General features: G+C 73.5%; 16 protein-coding genes. 8 read left to right on the forward strand and 8 right to left on the reverse strand.

What is annotated here, in order from left to right; all coding sequences use genetic code 11:
- Window positions 1-8 precede the first annotated feature (8 nt).
- Window positions 9-1,328, forward strand: a complete 1,320-nt coding sequence (locus AAT21_RS22570; protein WP_079025888.1) for an acyl-CoA dehydrogenase family protein — start codon at window positions 9-11, stop codon at window positions 1,326-1,328.
- Window positions 1,328-1,810, forward strand: a complete 483-nt coding sequence (locus AAT21_RS22575) for a nitroreductase family deazaflavin-dependent oxidoreductase (RefSeq protein ID WP_200904446.1) — start codon at window positions 1,328-1,330, stop codon at window positions 1,808-1,810. Before AAT21_RS22570 ends, AAT21_RS22575 begins: the two co-directional genes overlap by 1 nt.
- A 66-nt stretch (window positions 1,811-1,876) precedes the next feature.
- On the opposite strand, the gene AAT21_RS22580 is transcribed toward AAT21_RS22575, so the two are convergent.
- Complete coding sequence (locus tag AAT21_RS22580) at window positions 1,877-2,524, reverse strand: TetR family transcriptional regulator (protein WP_030031188.1); 648 nt, start codon at window positions 2,522-2,524, stop codon at window positions 1,877-1,879.
- A gap of 320 nt (window positions 2,525-2,844) precedes the next feature.
- On the opposite strand from AAT21_RS22580, the gene AAT21_RS22585 reads away from it, so the two are divergent.
- The 4 genes from AAT21_RS22585 to AAT21_RS34620 all read left to right on the forward strand — a co-directional run bounded on the left by AAT21_RS22585 (window position 2,845) and on the right by AAT21_RS34620 (window position 7,583).
- Window positions 2,845-3,639 (forward strand): VOC family protein, encoded by a 795-nt coding sequence (locus AAT21_RS22585; protein ID WP_046778774.1) that lies wholly within the window; start codon window positions 2,845-2,847, stop codon window positions 3,637-3,639.
- 193 nt (window positions 3,640-3,832) lie between these two features.
- Window positions 3,833-6,250, forward strand: a complete 2,418-nt coding sequence (locus AAT21_RS22590) for an outer membrane protein assembly factor BamB family protein (protein ID WP_200904447.1) — start codon at window positions 3,833-3,835, stop codon at window positions 6,248-6,250.
- A 66-nt stretch (window positions 6,251-6,316) separates the two neighbouring features.
- Window positions 6,317-6,811 carry a peptidylprolyl isomerase gene (locus tag AAT21_RS22595; protein ID WP_046778776.1) on the forward strand — a complete coding sequence of 165 codons (495 nt, stop codon included), beginning with the start codon at window positions 6,317-6,319 and terminating at the stop codon, window positions 6,809-6,811.
- A 124-nt stretch (window positions 6,812-6,935) separates the two neighbouring features.
- Window positions 6,936-7,583, forward strand: coding sequence for a hypothetical protein (locus AAT21_RS34620; RefSeq protein WP_052757942.1), 648 nt, complete (start codon window positions 6,936-6,938; stop codon window positions 7,581-7,583).
- A gap of 9 nt (window positions 7,584-7,592) precedes the next feature.
- Here AAT21_RS34620 and AAT21_RS22605 read toward each other — a convergent pair whose 3' ends face one another.
- The 3 genes from AAT21_RS22605 to AAT21_RS22615 form a co-directional block, all read right to left on the reverse strand.
- Window positions 7,593-8,375: an enoyl-CoA hydratase/isomerase family protein gene (locus tag AAT21_RS22605; protein WP_046778777.1), complete on the reverse strand. Its 783-nt coding sequence runs from the start codon at window positions 8,373-8,375 to the stop codon at window positions 7,593-7,595.
- Window positions 8,372-8,797 carry a Zn-ribbon domain-containing OB-fold protein gene (locus AAT21_RS22610; RefSeq protein ID WP_046779012.1) on the reverse strand — a complete coding sequence of 142 codons (426 nt, stop codon included), beginning with the start codon at window positions 8,795-8,797 and terminating at the stop codon, window positions 8,372-8,374. Before AAT21_RS22610 ends, AAT21_RS22605 begins: the two co-directional genes overlap by 4 nt.
- A gap of 85 nt (window positions 8,798-8,882) precedes the next feature.
- Window positions 8,883-10,034: a lipid-transfer protein gene (locus tag AAT21_RS22615; RefSeq protein WP_046778778.1), complete on the reverse strand. Its 1,152-nt coding sequence runs from the start codon at window positions 10,032-10,034 to the stop codon at window positions 8,883-8,885.
- 96 nt (window positions 10,035-10,130) lie between these two features.
- Between AAT21_RS22615 and AAT21_RS22620 the strand changes: the two genes are divergently transcribed.
- Window positions 10,131-11,861, forward strand: a complete 1,731-nt coding sequence (locus tag AAT21_RS22620) for a FadD3 family acyl-CoA ligase (RefSeq protein WP_079025890.1) — start codon at window positions 10,131-10,133, stop codon at window positions 11,859-11,861.
- Window positions 11,862-12,005: 144 nt separating this feature from the next.
- On the opposite strand, the gene AAT21_RS34625 is transcribed toward AAT21_RS22620, so the two are convergent.
- The 4 genes from AAT21_RS34625 to AAT21_RS22640 form a co-directional block, all read right to left on the reverse strand.
- Window positions 12,006-12,773 carry an LppU/SCO3897 family protein gene (locus AAT21_RS34625; RefSeq protein WP_107081360.1) on the reverse strand — a complete coding sequence of 256 codons (768 nt, stop codon included), beginning with the start codon at window positions 12,771-12,773 and terminating at the stop codon, window positions 12,006-12,008.
- 99 nt (window positions 12,774-12,872) lie between these two features.
- Window positions 12,873-13,601 (reverse strand): class I SAM-dependent methyltransferase, encoded by a 729-nt coding sequence (locus tag AAT21_RS22630; protein WP_046778779.1) that lies wholly within the window; start codon window positions 13,599-13,601, stop codon window positions 12,873-12,875.
- A 250-nt stretch (window positions 13,602-13,851) separates the two neighbouring features.
- Window positions 13,852-14,043 carry a hypothetical protein gene (locus tag AAT21_RS22635; protein ID WP_046778780.1) on the reverse strand — a complete coding sequence of 64 codons (192 nt, stop codon included), beginning with the start codon at window positions 14,041-14,043 and terminating at the stop codon, window positions 13,852-13,854.
- Window positions 14,044-14,216: 173 nt separating this feature from the next.
- The gene (locus tag AAT21_RS22640) at window positions 14,217-17,483 is read right to left on the reverse strand and encodes an AfsR/SARP family transcriptional regulator (protein ID WP_235439104.1); all 3,267 of its coding nucleotides are present in this window, start codon (window positions 17,481-17,483) and stop codon (window positions 14,217-14,219) included.
- A 132-nt stretch (window positions 17,484-17,615) separates the two neighbouring features.
- On the opposite strand from AAT21_RS22640, the gene AAT21_RS22645 reads away from it, so the two are divergent.
- Window positions 17,616-18,848 carry an amidohydrolase family protein gene (locus AAT21_RS22645; RefSeq protein ID WP_046778781.1) on the forward strand — a complete coding sequence of 411 codons (1,233 nt, stop codon included), beginning with the start codon at window positions 17,616-17,618 and terminating at the stop codon, window positions 18,846-18,848.
- Window positions 18,849-18,852: the final 4 nt, after the last annotated feature.

An 18,852-nucleotide genomic window follows, 5' to 3' on the forward strand; every position in this document is an offset into this window, starting at 1 on the left:
GCCCGACGATGGATGCCGCCTTCACCGCGGAGCAGGACGGGATACGGCGTACCCTGCGCGAGATCCTGGGCAAACGCTGCGGTCCCGACGAGGTCAAGGCCGCGGTCCGCACCGCTGCCGGACACGACCGCGAGCTGTGGCAGCAGCTCTCCCGGCAGCTCGGACTGCCGGGCATCGCCGTGGCCGAGGAGTACGGCGGGGTGGGCTGCACGCCCGCCGACCTGGCCCTGGCCTGCGAGGAGACCGGGCGTGCGCTGCTGCCCTCGCCGCTGCTGGCGACCGCCGTGCTGTGCGCGCCCCTGATCGCGGCCCTCGGCACCGAGGCCCAGCGCTCCGCGCTGCTCCCGCCGCTGGCGTCGGGCGGGCTGACCGCCGCCCTCGCCGTCCCCGGTCCGGTGCTGGCCACCGCCCTCGCGCTGACCGGCGAGGACGCCACGGGCCAGTGGTCCGGTGGCGGCCGGGCCGGCGGGATCCAGGCCCGGCCCGCCCCGGCCGGTGACGGCTGGCGCCTGTACGGGGAGGCCGCCCAGGTGCTCGACGGGCACAGCGCCCCCCTCTTACTGGTTCCCGCGCACACCGGCGGCTTCGCGTGCAGCCGTACGCTGCTGTTCCTCGTACGGGAGGACGCGCCCGGTCTCGTACGGTCGCGGCAGGCCGTGCTCGACGAGACCCGCCCGCAGGCCCTGATCCAACTGCGCGACGTGTCTGCCGAGTTGCTCGGAGATCCCGGTGCGGATCCGGGTGCGCAGGCCGGTGAGCGGGGGCGGGAGCCCGGCGTGCCGGCGGCCCTCGCCGCCACCGGGCGTACCGCCTCCGCCGTACTCGCCGCCGAGGCGGTCGGGGCGGCGGACCAGGCGCTCGCGCGCACCGTGGAGTACGTCCGTCAGCGGGAGCAGTTCGGCCGCGCGATCGGATCCTTCCAGGCGGTCAAGCACCGGCTCGCCGACCTGTACGTGCAGGTGCAGGCGGCCCGCTCGGCTGCCTACTACGCCGCCTGGGACCCGGACCAGGGCGGCCTCGCGCTCGCCCAGGCCCTGGAGGCGCTGCGGATGACGGCGGGGGAGGCGATCCAGCTGCACGGCGGCATCGGCTTCACCTGGGAGCACGACGCGCACCTCTACTTCAAGCGGGCGGCCTCGGACGAGCTGCTGTTCGGCCCGGTGCACCGGCTGCGGGCGCACGCCGCGGACCGTGCGGGCCTGTTCGCGCCCGCACCCTCGTCGGCCTCCGCCACGCCCACGCCCGGCACGCCTGCCGCACCCGGATCCGCACCCACCGCCGCGGCTGCTGCCGCATCCCCGCCCGCACACGAGAAGGTGGCCGTCTGATGGCTCGCGTGGCTCCCGGCGTCAAGCTGATGCAGAAGGTCTCCTCGACCATGCTGTTCGCCAAGATCGCACCGCACTTCATCCCCGCCATGGACAAGGCGGTGCACCGGCTCACCCGCGGCAAGGTCCTGCTGAGCGCGCGGATGCTGCCGGGCGTGATCCTCACCGCGAAGGGCGCCCGGACCGGCGAACCGCGCACCACGCCGCTCGCGTGCATGCCGGAGGACGGCGGGAGGAGCTGGATCCTGATCGGGTCCAACTTCGGCCGCCCCGGGCACCCGGCATGGACCGGGAACCTGCTCAAGCACCCTGAAGCAGACGTGAGTTGGCAAGGCAAGGACATAGCCGTACGGGCCCGGCTGCTGGCAGGTGAGGAGCGCGCGGAGGTGTGGCGCGCGGTGCTGGGTTTCTGGCCGCCGTACGCGACGTACCAGGCGCGCATCGAGCGTGAGATCCGGCTGTTCCGCCTGGAGCGTCGCTGATCCCGGGCGGGTCGAGGTGCCGGCGCGGAGCCGGCCGGGTGCGGCGGACCCGGAGCGGGTCCGCCGTTACCTGGTCGGCTTCTTGCCCGTGATGCCGAGGTGGACGAGCAGCGCCAGGTTCGGCTTGAGCTCGGCCTGCTTGACGCCCCAGGTCTGGAAGCCCTTCTGGTGCGAGGCGACCGCGGCCAGCATCGCGACCAGCGAACCGGCCATCGCGGCGGGGCTGACGTCCTTGTCGACCTTGCCCTTGGCCTGGAGCTCCTTCACCGACTCCGTGAGGGAGTTGGTGACCGAGTTCAGGATCTTCATGCGGATCTTGTAGAACCGCTTGTCGCCCTCGGCCGCGCCGAGGTCGACCACGCGCAGGATCGCGTCGTTGCGACGCCAGAACTCCAGGAAACCGTCCACGAGTTCCTCGGCGGCGGACCATCCGGACTTGCCGACCCAGGTCCGGCCCTCGACGAGCGACGTCAACTGCGCGCCCTCGGTGGCCATCTGCTCGGCGATCTCCAGGACGGCGCCCTCGACGTCCGGGAAGTACTGGTAGAAGGTCGCGGGGGAGGTGCCGGCCTTGCGGGCGACGTCGATCACCTTGACGTCGCGGTACGGCGAGGAGCTGAGCATCTCGCTGAGGCAGTCGAGCAGCTTCTGCCGCGTCGCCTGGCCGCGCCGGCCGGCGACACGCCCGTCGACGGTGCGTACTTGTCCTGTCATGCCGTCAGCTTACCGAGGGGTGATCGGCGCGCTATTCGGCCGCCTGCAAATGGGGTTACGGGGTCCCTGGCCTGGGCGGGAGGCCGTTCCGGGCGAGAGTGGAGGGGGATTTCCGGCCGGATGCGCCCCGTAGCCGCCGCGTAGCCGCACCGTGGTCGTGCTGTGGTCGCCGGGTGCTCACGGTCCGGGCGTGTCGCCCGGTTCCGCGAGGTTTTCCCCCGAATAGTCTTATCAACAGGCTGTGGACAAGTTTTCGGGCGGACCATGGCTGAGAGAGGTGGGAGGTCACACACCCCCGCAGAACGGAAGGAACCGGGCCCATGGCCGCATTCGTGGAAGGCGCACCCTGCTGGGTGGACGCCTCACTTCCGGACGTCGAGGCGGGCAAGCGGTTCTACGGCGAGCTCTTCGGCTGGACCTTCGCCGACAGCGCGGGCGCCGAGTACGGCCACTACACGCAGGCCTACAGCCGGGGCCGCAACGTCGCCGCCCTCGCCCCCAAGCCCGACGGCCGGATGCCCACGGTCTGGGGCGTCTACCTCTACACCACCGACGCCCACGCCTGCGCCCAGCGCATCCGCGCCGCAGGCGGCCAGATGGTGATGGACCCGATGCCGGTCGGCCCGTACGGCACCGCGGCGATGGCCGCCGACCCCGGCGGAGCCGTCTTCGGTCTGTGGCAGCCGGGCACCCACCACGGCTTCGAGGCCCAGCAGGAGCCGTACACGTACTGCTGGAGCGAGGTCTACACCCGGGCCCGCGACGCCGTGGACGTCTTCTACGCCAAGGTCTTCGGCTACGTCCCGCAGGACCAGGACGACGCCGGCGTCGAGTACCGCATCTGGTCGCCGCCCGGCAAGGCCCCCGGCACGGACACCGCCGTCCTGGGGCGCAGCCTGATCACGGACGCCTTCCCGGAGATCATGCCGGCGCACTTCCTCGTCTACTTCGCCGTCCCGGACTGCGACCGGGCCGCGGCGACGGCGCAGCGGCTCGGCGGCCGGGTCACCGCGGACCCCTTCGACACCCCCTACGGCCGGATCGCGGTCGTCGCGGACAATCAGGGGGCGGTCTTCGGACTGCTCTCGGAACCCCGCACCGAGGCGGCCGGGTAGCCGCCGGGAACCGATGGCCGGGCAGATCACACCGCGCTGCTCGCCGTGCCGGGGCCGGACCCGGCCCGGGCCTGACAGAATCAGGGTTGCGCGACCCGGGCTGCGCCCCGGGATGAGACGCTGCACGGGGCCGGCCCCCGTGCCGGTGGGAGCGGGCCCGGTGAGTGGCCCGTACGGGGAGGTGTGGAGGCGAGTGGTGGAGCAGCTGACGCAGCACGACCCGAGACGGATCGGCCCCTTCGAGGTGCTGGGACGGCTCGGCGCCGGCGGCATGGGGCTGGTCTATCTCGCGCGGTCCGCGTCCGGACGGCGGGTCGCGATCAAGACGGTGCGCACCGAGCTCGCCGAGGACCAGCTCTTCCGCGTCCGCTTCACCCGCGAGGTGGAGGCGGCGCGCGCGGTGTCCGGCTTCTACACGGCGGCCGTGGTCGACGCCGACCCGCGGGCCGCCGTGCCGTGGCTGGCCACCGCGTACGTGCCGGCGCCCTCCCTGGAGGAGATCGTCAACGAGTGCGGGCCGATGCCCGCCCAGGCCGTACGGTGGCTCGCCGCCGGCATCGCCGAGGCCCTGCAGTCCATCCACGGAGCCGGTCTCGTCCACCGCGACCTGAAGCCGTCGAACGTGCTCGTGGTCGAGGACGGCCCGCGCGTGATCGACTTCGGTATCGCGAGCGGTGTCTCGAACACCCGCCTGACCATGACGAACGTCGCCGTCGGCACCCCCGCCTACATGTCGCCCGAGCAGGCGAAGGACTCCCGGAGCGTCAAGGGCGCCAGCGACGTCTTCTCGCTCGGCTCCACCCTGGTCTTCGCGGCGACCGGGCACCCGCCGTACCACGGGGCGAACCCGGTCGAGACGGTCTTCATGCTGCTGCGCGAGGGACCGAACCTGGAGGGACTCCCCGAGGAGCTGCGGCCCCTGATCGAGTCCTGCATGCAGATGGACGCCTCGCTGCGCCCCACCCCAGCCGACCTGCAGGCGCAGCTGGCCCCGCACCTGTTCGACGGCGGCGACGACAGCGGCACCGCCTCGGCGTGGCTGCCGGGCCGGGCCGTCGCGATGATCGAGGCCCGGCGCGCGGGGAACCGTACGCCCGCCGCGGCCGTGCCCGTGCCCGTGCCCGGCCGTGACGGCCGCGGTGGCGGCGGCGCGGCCCGCGGGCCGCTGTCGGAGCAGGCGACGCACCGCCGGCCGCGCGGCGCCGAGGGCTGGGTCGACCCGCGTACCGGCCAGGCCGTGCCGCAGCGCCCGCACCACCCGCCGCGGTCCCCGGTGCCGTCGGGCGAGCCCGTGCGCCTGGGCGGCTCGCCCGTGCCGATCGGGCCGGGCCCGTTCGCGACGGCCGCGGCGTCGGCCGCGCACGCCTCCGCCGCGGACTCGGCGACCGGCTGGGTCCGTCCGCCCGACGGCTCCGCGCCCGCCCATGCCACCGGACCGGCCACCCCGTCCGTTCCGGGTCCCGGCGCGGCCCCGGACAGCGGCCGCTGGCGGCCGTGGCGGTTCCGCATGTCGAACGAGGTCTGGGGCACCCCGGCCGTCGCGGGCAACCTGCTGTACGTGACCTCCTTCGAGGTCCACGCGCTGGACGTGGCCAGTGGCCGCCGCCAGTTCAAGACCCGTGACGTCGCCTGGTCCATGGCGGTCGCCGACGGCCGGATCCACGCCTCGGACGGGCCGTCCCTGTACGCGCTCGACGGCTCCGACGGCTCCGAGCGGTGGCGGCTGTCCACCGATGCCTGGGTGTACGCGCTGCGCGCCGAGCGGGGCACGGTGGTCACCGCCACGCGCGGTGGCGGCGTACAGGCCTGGGAGGCGTCCAGCGGCCAGAAGCTGTGGGAGCTGACGGGCGCGCAGAGCGACTTCGAGACCCCGGAGGCGGCCCCCGTCCTCCACGAGGGCACGGTGTACGTGTGGCAGGACGCGCGGCTGCGCGCCCTGGACGCCCGCAGCGGCCGAGAGTCCTGGTCGTACCCGGTCGGTGACGCAGGCTCCTGCGGGAACGTGCCGGTGCGGGTCACGCCCGCCGCGGACGGCAACGTGTACGTCGCGGCCGGCACCCGGGTGATCTCGGTGGACCGGGCGTCGGGCCGGGTCCGCTGGCACTTCGAGGCCCCCGCGGTCTTCCTGGCCCCGCCGGCCTTCGCGCCGGGTGCGGCGGTCACGGGCGGCGGGGTCTACCTCGCCGACTACCTGGGCACCGTCTACGCCCTCGACGCGGCCACCGGCCAGGACCGCTGGCGCATCGCGACGGAGTCGCGGCAGTCCTCCGACCCGGTGCTGGTGGTGGGCGGCAACGTCCACCTGGGGGCGGGCAGCGCGCTCTACACGCTCGACGCGGTCACCGGCACCCCGAAGTGGCGGTTCGCGGCGGGCGGCGAGATCACGGGCCTGCCGGCGGTCGCGGACGGCCGGGTGCACTTCGGTTCGGCCGACCACTGCCTGTACACGCTGGACGCGGCGGGCGGTCAGCTCCGCTGGAAGCTGGCCACGGGCGGCGAGATCACGGGCGCCCCGGTCGCGGAGGCGGGGGTGGTGTACGCGTGCAGCAAGGACCGCTGCGTGTACGCCCTGGACGCGGCGAAGGGCACGGGCACCCGTACGAGCGGGTGACCCGGCCGGGGCCGGGTCCGGCCCCGCCGGGTAGCGCACCGCACCGGGAGTGACAGGATGGACCCCATGAGCAACGTCTACTTCGACATCAACATCAACGGCGCCTCCGCCGGCCGCATCGTCTTCAAGCTGTACGACGACGTCGTCCCGAAGACGGCGCGCAACTTCCGTGAGCTGGCCACCGGCCAGAACGGCTACGGTTACGCCGGCTCGGGCTTCCACCGCGTCATCCCGCAGTTCATGCTGCAGGGTGGTGACTTCACCAACCACAACGGCACCGGCGGCAAGTCCATCTACGGCGAGAAGTTCGAGGACGAGAACTTCCAGCTCAAGCACGACCGCCCGTACCTGCTGTCGATGGCGAACGCCGGCCGCAACACCAACGGCTCGCAGTTCTTCATCACCACCGTCGTCACCCCGTGGCTCGACGGCAAGCACGTCGTCTTCGGCGAGGTCGTCGAGGGCCAGGCCCTCGTCGACCAGATCGAGGCCCTGGGCTCCCAGTCCGGCGCCCCGAAGGGCAAGATCGAGATCGCGGCCTCCGGCGTCGTCGAGGCCTGATCCCCACCCGCCTGCCCGGCCGGTCGGCCCCGCCCCCTCAAGGGGGGCCGGGGCCGCCGCCGTTTCCGGGCCGCCCGCCTGGTAGCGTGACCCGCCGTTTGTCCGAGGGGGAGGGGTTCGGGCCATGGTGGCTGGACGTCGGATCAGGTTCACCGCGGTGCTGGTGGCCGTGATGTTCGCACTGACGGGTTTCGCGTCGTCGGGCGGTGGCGGCGGCGGTGGCGGCGGGGGCGGCGGAAAGAGCAAGAGCGGCAGCAGCAAGGGCAGCGGCGGCGGCTGCTCCAGCTCCAAGAGCAAGAAGAAGAGCCACAGCGGCGGGAACGGCAGCACGGCCTCCGCCTCGCCCACTGCCTCCGCGAGCCCCGACGGCGATCCGGCCACCGTCGTCGTGGTCACCTGCACCGGTCCCGGCAGACCCGTCACCACGCTCCGGTTCACCTCGCTGCTCGACCGCAGGGCCACCGTGGAGGTCGAGCTCCGCCGGGAGGGCGCCGCGGGCTCCGCCGTCGAGTCCAAGGTCGTCCAGGCGGATCTGGGGGCCCGCGAGACCCGCACGGTCGACGTGCCCCTCGGCGACCCCACGCGTGCCGCGGACGTCACGCGCTGCCGGCTCGGGGAGCCCGTCACCCGCGGCTCGGGCCCGGCCGCCACCCGTACCCCCGCCCCCGGCTCCACCTCCGGCGGTTCCACGAGCAGCGGAACGGGCCCGAGCACGGATGCGGACACGGGCACGCCGAAGCCCGGCGCGAGCAAGCCCCGCAAGTCCCGCTGACGGAAGGCGTCAGCGCAGCCGGAACTCCGTTCCCGGGCGGCGGTTCGTGAAGAGGTCCGCCTGGCGGTCCGGGGGCAGGTTGCCCAGCGCGATCAGGGCCGGGGCCTGCGCCAGGGCCTGCTGGAGCGCGGCCTGCTTCGCCGACCACAGGGCCCGTACGGTGCCCTGCACGGCCTCCGTCGGGAAGCCGGCCAGGGTCTGGGCCGCCCGCAGGGCCGCCGGGAGCAGTTCGTCCGGTGCGGTCAGCTCGGAGACCAGGCCGATGGTGTGGGCGCGGTGTGCGGAGAGCCGTTCCGCCGTGCCCATCAGGGACATCCGGGCGGCCTCGCCGAAAGGCATGCGCTGGGCCATGTAGACGGCCTCGTAGGCGCTGACCATCCCGTACGTGGTGTGCGGGTCGAAGAAGGTCGCCGTCTCGGAGGCGATGAGGAAGTCCGCCTCGCCCAGCAGGTAGAAGGCCCCGCCGCAGGCCATGCCGTTGACGGCGACGATCACCGGCTTCCACAGGTCGCGGGACTTGGGGCCGATCGCGATCAGCGGGTCGTCGGCGGAGTAGGGCGACGCGGGCTGCGGCACCTCGACGCCGCGGTCGATGCCGGTGCAGAAGGCGGCCGGGCCGGCACCGGTCAGCACGACCGCCCGGACCTCCTCGGCGAACCGGAGCTCGTGCCACGCCTCGGCCAGTCCGGCGGCGGTGGCCAGGTCGACGGCGTTGTGCCGGTGCTGCCGGTCCAGGGTCACCACCGCGACCCCGGTGGCCTTGTCCCGCTCCACCCGTACGGTCGCGGTCACGACCTCTCCAGGAGCCAGCGCGGCACGGTCATCCCGCCCGTCTCGGTGAAGGTCACGTGCACGCGTGCGCCGATGCGCAGCCGGGCCGGGTCCATGGAGTCGAGCGGGGCGTCTGCGGAGGTCACCAGGTTCCCGGCGAGCCGGATGTGCGGGGCGTCGGCGAGCTCGACGAGGATGACGTTGTACGGGGCCTGCGCGGCGTAGGCGGGCAGCAGCGGCGGGTGGGGCCGGACGTAGGACCAGATGCGGCCGCGACCGCTCATGCGGCGCCACTCGCTGTCGAAGGACCGGCAGTGGGGGCAGCAGGGGCGGGGCGGGAAGCGGAGCCGGCTGCAGGCGGTGCAGGCCTGGACGCGCAGTTCGCCCCGGGTGGCGTACTCCCAGAAGGGGGCGCCGTCCTCGTCGGGGACGGGCAGGAGCAGGGCGTCCACGGATGCGGCGGGTGCGGCGGACGCGGTGGATGCGGCGGGTGCGGCGGACGCTTCGGGTGCGGTGGTCATCGGTCGGTCAGCTCCTCAGCAGGATCGCGGACGTCGGGACGCCTTCGCCCGCCGTCACCAGGCAGGTCGCGGCGTCCGGCACCTGGGCGGTGGAGACGCCGCGCAGCTGCTTGACGCCCTCGTTGATCAGGTTGAAGCCGTGCACGTACGCCTCGGACAGGCCGCCGCCGCCGGTGTTGATGGGGAGCCGGCCGCCCAGCTCCAGGGCGCCGCCCTCGGTGAAGGCGGCGCCCTCGCCGCGTCCGCAGAAGCCGTAGCCCTCCAGGGAGAGCGGGATGAGCGGGGTGAAGGCGTCGTAGATCTGGGCGACGTCCACGTCCTGGGGGCCGAAGTCGGCCTGCTTCCACAGGTGGCGGGCGGCGGTCCAGGCGGGCCCGGACAGGGGGTCGTCGTTCCAGTAGTTGACCATGCCGTGGTGCTGGGAGGGCAGGCCCTGGGCGGCGGAGTGGACGTAGACGGGCTTGTGGCGGCAGTCGCGGGCGCGTTCGGCGGAGACGATCACGCAGGCCAGCGCCCCGTCGGTCTCCAGACAGTTGTCGAAGAGGCAGAGCGGGTCGCTGATCATGCGGGAGGTCATGTACATCTCGCGGGTCAGCGGGCGTTCGTACATCATCGCGGCGGGGTTCTCGTTGGCCCGGTTGCGGCAGGCCATCGCCACGTTGAAGAGGTGGTCGCGGGTGGCTCCGTACTCGTGCATGTAGCGGCGGGCCAGCATGCCGATCTCGTCGGCGGGGCGGAGCAGGCCGAAGGGGCGGGTCCACTGGCCGGGGGTGGGCAGCTGGACGGCGGTGTTCTTCCAGGGGCGCGGGCCGGATCCGCGTTTGCGGGAGCGCCAGGCGACGCCGACGGTGGCCTGGCCGGTGGCCACGGCGGCGGCGAGGTGGCCGACGGTGGCGCAGGAACCGCCGCCGCCGTAGCCGATCTTGGAGAAGAAGGTGACGTCGCCCGCGCCGATGGCCTTGGCGACCTCGACCTCGTCGGTCTCCTCCATGGTGTACGAGGAGAAGGCGTCGACCTCCGACGGATCGATGCCGGCGTCGGCGAGGGCGGCCAGGATCGCCCGGCAGGCCAGTTCCTTCTCGGACTGGGGCAGATGTCTGGCAAAGGCGGTCTGGCCGATGCCGACTATCGCCGTAGCGTCCTTGAGCGTTGCCGCCATCGCCACCTCCGGGGAGTGCGCCAGTACTGACAGCCGCGAAGGCTACAGCTAATCTGACGGATAGTCAGCTACTGGGTTCGCGGGAGGGTGGCACGCATGGGCGACGACGGGCTGCGCGAGGACGTACGCGGAGGTGTGGGCGAGGATGCGTTCGGGGGCGTGCGCGAGGGCGCTTCCGGGGGCGTGCCCGGGGATGCGGACACAAACGTGGACGTGGACGAAGACGCGCGCGGTGACCTGCGCTGGGGGACCATCGCGGGGCTCATCCGGTCGGCAGCCGCGCGGTACGCCGACCGCGAGGCCGTCGTCGACGGGCGTGTCCGGATCGACTACGCGCAGCTCGGGGAGCGCGTCGGGCGCGCCGCGGCCGCCTGCATCGCCGCCGGGGTGGAGGCCGGCGACCGGGTCGCCGTCTGGGCCCCCAACACCCTGGACTGGATCGTCTCCGCGCTCGGCGCCGTCTCGGCGGGCGCCGTCCTCGTCCCCCTGAACACCCGTTTCAAGGGCGCGGAAGCGGCGTACGTCCTCCGGCGCAGCCGGGCCCGGCTGCTGTTCGTCACCGGCACCTTCCTCGGTACCTCCTACGTCGCCTCCCTGCGCCGGGCCGCGGCCGAGGGGCCCGGCCGCGGACCCCTGCCCGGGCTGCCGCACCTGGACGAGGTCGTCGTCCTCGCCGAGGACGCCCCCGACTCCTTCCGCACCTGGAAGGACTTCCTCGCGGGCGGGGACCGGATCACCGCGGAGGCGGTCCGCGAGCGCGCCGAAGCCATCAGCCCCGACGCCCCCTCCGACATCATCTTCACCTCCGGCACCACCGGCAGCCCCAAGGGCGCGGTCATCACCCACGCCCAGTCGCTGCGCTGCTACGACGTGTGGAGCGAGCTCGCCGGCCTGCGCGAGGGCGACCGCTATCTGATCGTGAACCCCTTCTTCCACACCTTCGGCTACAAGGCCGGGATCATCGCCTGCCTGATGCGCGGGGCGACGATGGTCCCGCAGCCCGTCTTCAACGTGGACACCGTCCTCGCCAACGTCGCCGCCGAACGGATCTCCGTACTGCCCGGGCCGCCCACCCTGCACCAGTCCCTCCTGGACCACCCCCAGCGCGGCCTCCACGACCTCTCGGCCCTGCGGCTGGTCGTCACCGGCGCCGCCGTGGTCCCGCTGCGGCTCGTCGAGCGCCTGCGCGAGGAGCTGCACATCGCCACCGTCCTCACCGCCTACGGGCTCTCCGAGGCCGGCGGCATCGTCACCATGTGCCGCCGGGGCGACCCCGCCGAGGTCATCTCCGCCACCTCGGGCCGGGCCATCCCGGACACCGAGGTGGCGGTCCTGGACGGGAACGGCCGGCCGCTGCCGGCCGGGACCCCCGGCGAGATCGCGGTCCGCGGCTACAACGTCATGCAGGGGTACTTCGAGGCCCCCGACGAGACGGCCACGGCGATCACCCCGCAGGGCTGGCTGCACACCGGTGACGTGGGGGTGCTGGACGGACACGGGAACCTGCGCATCACCGACCGGATCAAGGACATGTTCATCGTCGGCGGTTTCAACGCCTACCCGGCCGAGATAGAGCAACTCCTCGGCCTGCACCCGGACATCGCCGACGTCGCGGTCGTCGGCGTCCCCGACCCGCGCCTGGGCGAGGTCGGCAGGGCCTACGCGGTCCGCCGCCCCGGCTCCACCCTCACCGCCGACGACCTGATCGCCTGGTCCCGGCGCGAGATGGCCAACTACAAGGTCCCGCGCACGGTGGAGTTCGTCAGCGAACTCCCCCGCAACGCCGGCGGCAAGGTCCTCAAGCGCGAACTCCGCACCCGTCCCTGAGGACTGCCGCCCGGGGCTTCGACGTTGCTCCGGGCTGCTGGAGGAGTGCATGACCATGAACCCGGTTATCCCGCGCCCCGCCCGCCCCCGGTACCGCAGACGCGATAAACCACCCCCGAGGGGTGGTGCCCTGCGGCCTCCGGGTCAGCGGGCGTAGGAGCCTATGCCCACCAGGCAGTAGACGTACTGGTTGAGGACGGTGGAGCCGCGCATGTAGCGGTAGGAGAAGGCGTACTGGGTCTTCGGGTTGTCGTTGCAGCTGTTCAGGTCCGAGGTGCCGGGGATGCTCTCGATCACCCGGTAGTGGGCGTCGGAGGCCGAGCAGGGGACCTCCTCGACGCCGCTGACGCTGCGGGGCGTCGTGGAGTCCGGGAGCTGTCCGTTCAGGCAGGTGCCCCGGTCGAAGGGGCTGGGCTCGGGGCTGGGCTCGGGGCTCGGACCGGCGCTCGGTTCGGAGCTGTACGGGGTGGTGGCGGAGGCCTCGGGGGTGGGGGAGGGGCTCCACGAGGAGGACCAGGTGGGAGTGGCCTCGGCGGCCGGTTCGGCGGCGTCGCCGTCGTCGCCGCCGCTCAGCAGGAAGAAGCCGATGACCAGGACCGCGGCGACGGCGAGACCCACCAGGCAGCCGCGCCCGCCGCCCGTCTGCGGGACCGGGGCGGGCTGCTGCACGACCGTGTCCGCCGTCGGCGGGGGAGTGATGCCGCCGGCCCCCGCGATCCAGGCCGCGCCCGCGCCGGACACGTGGATGCGTAAGCGCATCTGCTCTGCGCCGACACGGACCTGGACGAGGTCGCCGTGCCGGCAGGGCGGTATGCGCAGGCGGACCGTTCCGGTCGGCAGCTCCACGGGGAGGATCACACCGTGTGCGGCCTGCTGGGGAGTGATCGTGATGAGCATTTCCTGTGACGACACCGGCTGCTCCAGGGAGTGAGGTTGGCGCGCAGGCTGCCTGACGGTTCCTCACAAATTGTGCCCGGTGTCCCGAAGGTGACGCAGTTGTTCCGCCGAGTCTCAGGAACGGCGGGCCAGCACCAGCCGCCAGCGCGGAGCGCCGTCGGCGCGGTGGCCGAAGTGCTCCAGCGGGACGGTCTCCACGGTGAAGCCGGCCGTCCGCAGGTCGGCGCGCACCCCGCCCAGCGGGAAGGTCCGGTAGTACATGACGAAGGGCGGCCGCCACACCGCGTTGCGTACCCGCATCGCGGCGTCGAAGCCCGCCACCGCCCACCACAGCGGTGAGCTCGGTGGGATCGGGGCGCCGATGGGGAAGGCGAAGACCCCGCCCTCGCGCAGCGCCGCGTGCACGCCGGAGAAGAGCGCGGGCCGCTCGGCCGGCAGGAAGTGGCCGAACGCCCCGAAGCTGACCGCCAGGTCGTAGGAGTCCGCCAGCGCGGACGGCAGGGCCCGCGCGTCGGCCCGTACGAAGTCCACGCGGTCGTCGTCCGCGTGCACCCGCCCGGCCTCGGCCAGCATGCCCGCGCTGAGGTCCACCCCGGTGACGCGGTCCCGGCACAGCCGCCGCAGCATCCCGATGCCGGCGCCGGTGCCGCAGCACACGTCCAGACCGGAGCCGAAGGTGCCCTCCCACTGGGCCAGGGTCTCCTCGACCGCGTCGAGCATCCGGTCCGGGGTACGGAAGGGGGTGTGGTCGAACTTCGGCGCGAGGAGGTCGTAGCCCCGCTCGACGGAGGAGAGACCCTGCACGGCCAGTTCGCGGACGCTCGGCCCGTGGGAGGAGAACACACCCCCAGCCTACGACCGGGTCCAGGCGGGTGTCCGGCGGATCAGGGCCGCGTCCGGGCATACGTGTGCGGCGGTCGCGGTGGCTCCCCCTCCGGGCCACCGCGACCGCAGCTCCCCCGTTGCTCCCCCGATTTCNGCGGTCGCGGTGGCTCCCCCTCCGGGCCACCGCGACCGCCGCTCCCCCGTTGCTCCCCCGATTTCCCCCCGAGCCCCGTTTCCCCCGTGGGCTCCCCCGTGCTTCGTGCGGCTGTTACGGGCGCGGACCGGACGCGTGGTTGTCCAGCGTCTGGATCTCCTCGCCCGCGGCCTGGTCGTCCGTCGGCGGCTTGATCTCGATGCCCGACGCGTGGTTGTCCAGGGTCTCGATCTCGACGCCCGAGGCGTGGTTGTCGAGCGGCTTGATGGTGCCGTCGTTCGGCAGGATGTTCTCGTTCGTCGTCATCGGTTCTCCTGGTGGATGGGTGGGACCCGTTCGGCGATTCCCCCGATGACCGCCGAACGGGTGTTCCTTCCAAACGGCCCGGATGTCCCCCGACGCACCGGGTCGATGCACCTATCGTGCCGTTCGGCGATAAACGAACGATGAACGCCTCATTCAGCAGGCGTTCTTGCAGGTCAGGCGGCGATCTCCGTGGCCAGCAGGGTCTGCACCTCGGACAGTTCGGCCGAACCGAGCTGCTGGAAGACGGCCTCCGCGTCCCGCCAGCACGCCCGCGCCCGGTCCGTCTGCCCCAGCCGTCGCAACGCCTTGCCCAGCACGGTCAGCACGGTCGCGCGCCGCCACTCCCCGCCGATGCCGCGCAGCGCGATGGCCTGCTCGGCGTGCGCGGCGGCCAGCGTGGGCCGGCGCGCCGCGAGATGGGCGACGGCCAGCCGGAAGTGGGTCACGCCCTCCCACAGCGGCTGCCGGTTGTCGTGGAAGAGCGCCAGGGCCTCGGTGAGCTGCGCGAGGGCCTCGCCGAGCCGGCCCGCCTGGGTGAGCGCGATGCCGAGCGCGTAGCGGCCGTTGGCCAGGCGCAGGGACAGGCCCATCCGGTCGTAGATCGCGATGCCCTGCTGCGCGAGGTCTATGGCGCTGGTGAGGCGGCCCAGTTCCACGTGGATGCGGGACAGGTTGCACAGGGCGCTCGCCTCGCCGACGTTGTTGGCGTCGGCGCGGAAGTTCTGGATGGCCTCCAGCAGGTACCGCTCGCCGTCCGCGTGGCGTCCCTCGTAGAGCGCGATGATCCCGCGGTCGTTGGGCGCCCAGCAGCTGGGCAGCGGGTCGCCGGCCTCGCGGGCCAGGACCGTGGCCTGGCGGGCCTCGTCGTCGGCCTCGGCGAAGCGGCCGGCGACCAGGTGGACGTTGGTGAGGGTGGTGCGGGCGCGGCCCTCGGCGTACGGGTCCTTGGCGGCCTGGGCGGCGTCGCGCAGGGCGGTCGCGGCGGACTCGTACTGCTTGGAGTTGGCCCCGGACTCGGCCAGGTCCTTGGCCGCCCACAGCAGGTCCACGGCCCGGCGCAGCACCGGGGAGTCGCCGCCCCGTACGGAGGCCTGCCGTACACAGGCAAGCAGCGGGCCGGCCTCCGCGTACAGCCAGTCCAGGGCGGCGCGCGGCGCGGCGAAGACCAGCCCGGGGTAGTGGGTGTCGGACAGGTGCGCGGGCAGCCGGTCGCCGGGGCGTTCCAGGGCGTACACCCCGGAGGCGGTGGCCAGGTAGAAGTCCAGGAGGCGGTCCAGGGCCGCCTCGCGCCCGCTCGGCGGCTGCTCGTCGCGCTCGGCGCAGGCACGCGCGTAGAGGCGTACGAGGTCGTGGAAGCGGTAGCGGCCGGGGGCGGCGGACTCCAGGAGGGAGCAGTCGACCAAAGCCTCCAGGAGGTCCTCGGTGTCGTACTCGGGCAGGTCGAGGACGGCGGCGGCCGCGGACAGCGAGATGTCGGGGCCGTCGGCGAGGCCGAGGAGGCGGAAGGCGCGCTGCTGGGCCGGCTCCAGCTGGCCGTAGCCGAGCTCGAAGGTGGCCTTGACGGCGAGGTCGCCGGCCTGGAGCTCGTCGAGGCGGCGGCGTTCGTCGGCGAGCTTGGCGGCGAGGACGGAGACGGTCCAGGTGCGGCGGGCCGCGAGCCGGGAGGCGGCGATGCGGATGGCCAGCGGAAGGAACCCGCAGGCGCCGACGACGTCGAGGGCGGCCTGGCGTTCGGCGCCCACGCGCTCCTCGCCGACGATGCGGGTGAAGAGCTGGAGGGCCTCCTCGGGGCTCATCACGTCGAGGTCGACGAGATGGGCCCCGGCGAGGCCCGCCATGCGGACGCGGCTGGTGACGAGCGCGGCGCAGCCGGCGGTGCCGGGCAGCAGCGGACGGACCTGGGCGGCGTCGCGGGCGTTGTCGAGGAGGACCAGGACGCGGCGGCCGTCGAGGGTGGAGCGGTAGAGCGCGGCCCGTTCGGCCGGGGAGTCGGGGATGGCGGTGTCGGGGGTGCCGAGCGCGCGCAGGAAGGACCCGAGGACGGCCTCCGGTTCGGCGGGGCGGGCGTCGGTGCCCTGGAGGTCGACGTAGAGCTGGCCGTCGGGGAAGTGCGGGCGGGCGGCGTGGGCGACGTGGACGGCGAGGGTGGTCTTGCCGACGCCGCCGATGCCGGCGAGCGCGGAGACGGCCATGACCTGGTCCTGGGCGCCACCGGAGAGGATCGTGCCGAGTTCGGTGACGAAGCCGGCGCGGCCGGTGAAGTCGGGTACGGTCGCGGGCAACTGGGCGGGCCTCACGTGAGCGGCGGTGGCGGCCGGGGTGGAATCTTCGGCGCGGGCCAGATCGGCGTCGGCGTTCAGGATGCGCTGCTGGAGGGCGGCCAGCTCGGGGCGCGGGTCGACGCCGAGTTCGTCGGCGAGGAGGCGTCGGGTGTCGGCGTACACGGCGAGGGCCTCGGCCTGCCGCCCGCTGCGGTAGAGGGCGAGCATGAGCAGCTCGCGGAGCCGTTCGCGCAGCGGGTGGGCGGCGGTGAGGGCGGTGAGCTCGGAGACGGCCTCGGCGTGGTGGCCGATCTCCAGGTCGAGGTCGAGGCGGGTCTCCAGCAGCGTCAGGCGCCATTCGGTGAGCCGGGTGCGCTCGGTCTCGGCGTGCGGGCCGGGGACCCCGGCGAGCGGTTCGCCCTCCCACAGGTCGAGGGCGCGGGCCAGGAGCGTGCGGGCGAGGGAGCGGTCCCCGGCGGCTCGGGCGCTCTCGGCGTCGGCGGCGAGGCTGCGGGCGACGCCGAGGTCGAGGGTGGCGGCGGAGCGCAGCCGGATGGCGTAGCCGCCGGACTCGGTGACGAGGAGGCCGGGGTCGACGACCTTGCGCAGGCGGGAGGCGTAGGTGCGGATGGTGGCGAGGGCCTGCTGCGGGGGGTCCTCGCCCCAGATGGCGTCGATCAGCTCGGGTGCGGTGGCGGTACGGCCGTCGCGCAGCAGGAGTACGGCGAGCAGGGCGCGCTGCTGCGGGGTGCCGGGGGGCAGCGCCTCGGCCCCCCGCCAGGCCCGCACGGGCCCGAGCACGGCGAACCGGGACTCGCGGTCGGTGTCCGGCGCGGTGTCGCCTGCGGTGTCGCCTGCGGCGGGCTCGGCGGTGTCCCGGGCGGGGCCTGTGACGGTGGACCTCGCGGTGCCGGGCGCGGCTGCGGGCCGGGCTTGGCCTGCGGCGGTGGCGGCGGTGGCGGCGGTGTCCCGGGCGGGGCGGCCCGCGGCGCCGGGTGCCGAGGTGGTGGGGGCTGCCGTGCCGGCGGCGGGGCCATGGCCGACGGCGGGCATCCGGCCGGGGGTGGTACCGGCGGGGGCCGGAGGCGGTACGGGACCGGCGGGGCGGGTGGGGCCGGCTTCGGGCGCGCGGGCCTCGGGGTGTTTCCGCGGGTGCGGGATGGCCGGTACGCCGTCCATCTGTCGTCCCCCCTGCCTTCCGTCGGTGTAAGGGTCAGTCTGCCCTGTCTCGCGCGAACACGTCAGCCCGTCCATGACCGATCACCGACCAACTAGCTGACGGTTCGTCAGATCGGCGCTACCGTATGAGCCATGGAGACCTTCCCGGAGATCATCTCGGTGGACGACCACACGGTTGAGCCCCCCCACGTCTGGCAGGACCGGCTCCCGTCCAAGTACCGGGACATCGGTCCCCGCATCGTCCGCGCCCCGCTCAAGGAAATGACCTTCCTCGGCGGCAAGTTCGCCCCCGTCATGGGAGCCCGCGGCGACGACGGCCCGATCGGCGACTGGTGGGTGTACGAGGACCTGCACCGGCCGCTCACCCGGCTCGACACCGCCGTCGGGTACGACCGCGACGAGATCAAACTGGAAGTCATCACCTACGAGCAGATGCGCCCCGGCTCCTTCTCGGTTCCCGACCGGTTGGCCGACATGGACGTCAACCACGTCCAGTCTGCGCTCTGTTTCCCCACCTTCCCCCGATTCTGCGGCCAGACCTTCACCGAGGCCAAGGACCGTGAGCTGGGGCTCCTCGGCGTACGGGCCTACAACGACTGGATGGTGGAGGAGTGGTGCGGCCCCGACGCCCGGGGCCGTCTCATCCCGCTCACCCTCGTCCCGCTCTGGGACGCCCGGCTCGCCGCCGCCGAGGTCCGCCGCAACGCGGCGCGCGGCGTGCGCGCGGTCGCCTTCTCGGAGATACCTCCGCACCTGGGCCTGCCCTCGATCCACACCGACGAGTGGGACCCCTTCCTCCAGGCGTGCGACGAGACCGGCACGGTCGTCGCCATGCACATCGGATCCTCGTCCCGCATGCCGTCCACCTCCGCGGACGCCCCGCCCGCGGTCGGCTCCACCATCACCTTCGCCAACTGCTGCTTCTCCATGGTCGACTGGCTGATGAGTGGCAAATTCGAACGCTTCCCCAACCTGAAGATCATGTATGCGGAGGGCCAGATCGGCTGGATCCCGTACATCCTCGAGCGCGCCGACGTGGTCTGGGAGGAGAACCGCGGGTGGGGCGGGGTCGCGGACAAGGTGCTCCGGCCGCCGTCCGAGCTTTTCGCCGGGCATGTCTTCGGCTGTTTCTTCGACGACGCCTTCGGCCTGAAGAACCTCGACTCGATCGGCGTCGGCAACGTCCTCTACGAGACCGACTACCCCCACTCCGACTCGACCTGGCCGAAGTCCCGCGAGGTCGGCGAGGCGCAGATGGGCCACCTGGCCCCGGACGTGGTGGACCGCATCGTGCGCGGCAACGCGATCGACCTGCTCGGCCTCACCCCGGACGGCCTCTGGCCGGGACCGGGCTCGCCCGCCTGATCCC

Origin of the sequence: Streptomyces yangpuensis, from assembly GCF_001005295.1 — a bacterium.
Taxonomy (GTDB): domain Bacteria; phylum Actinomycetota; class Actinomycetes; order Streptomycetales; family Streptomycetaceae; genus Streptomyces; species Streptomyces yangpuensis.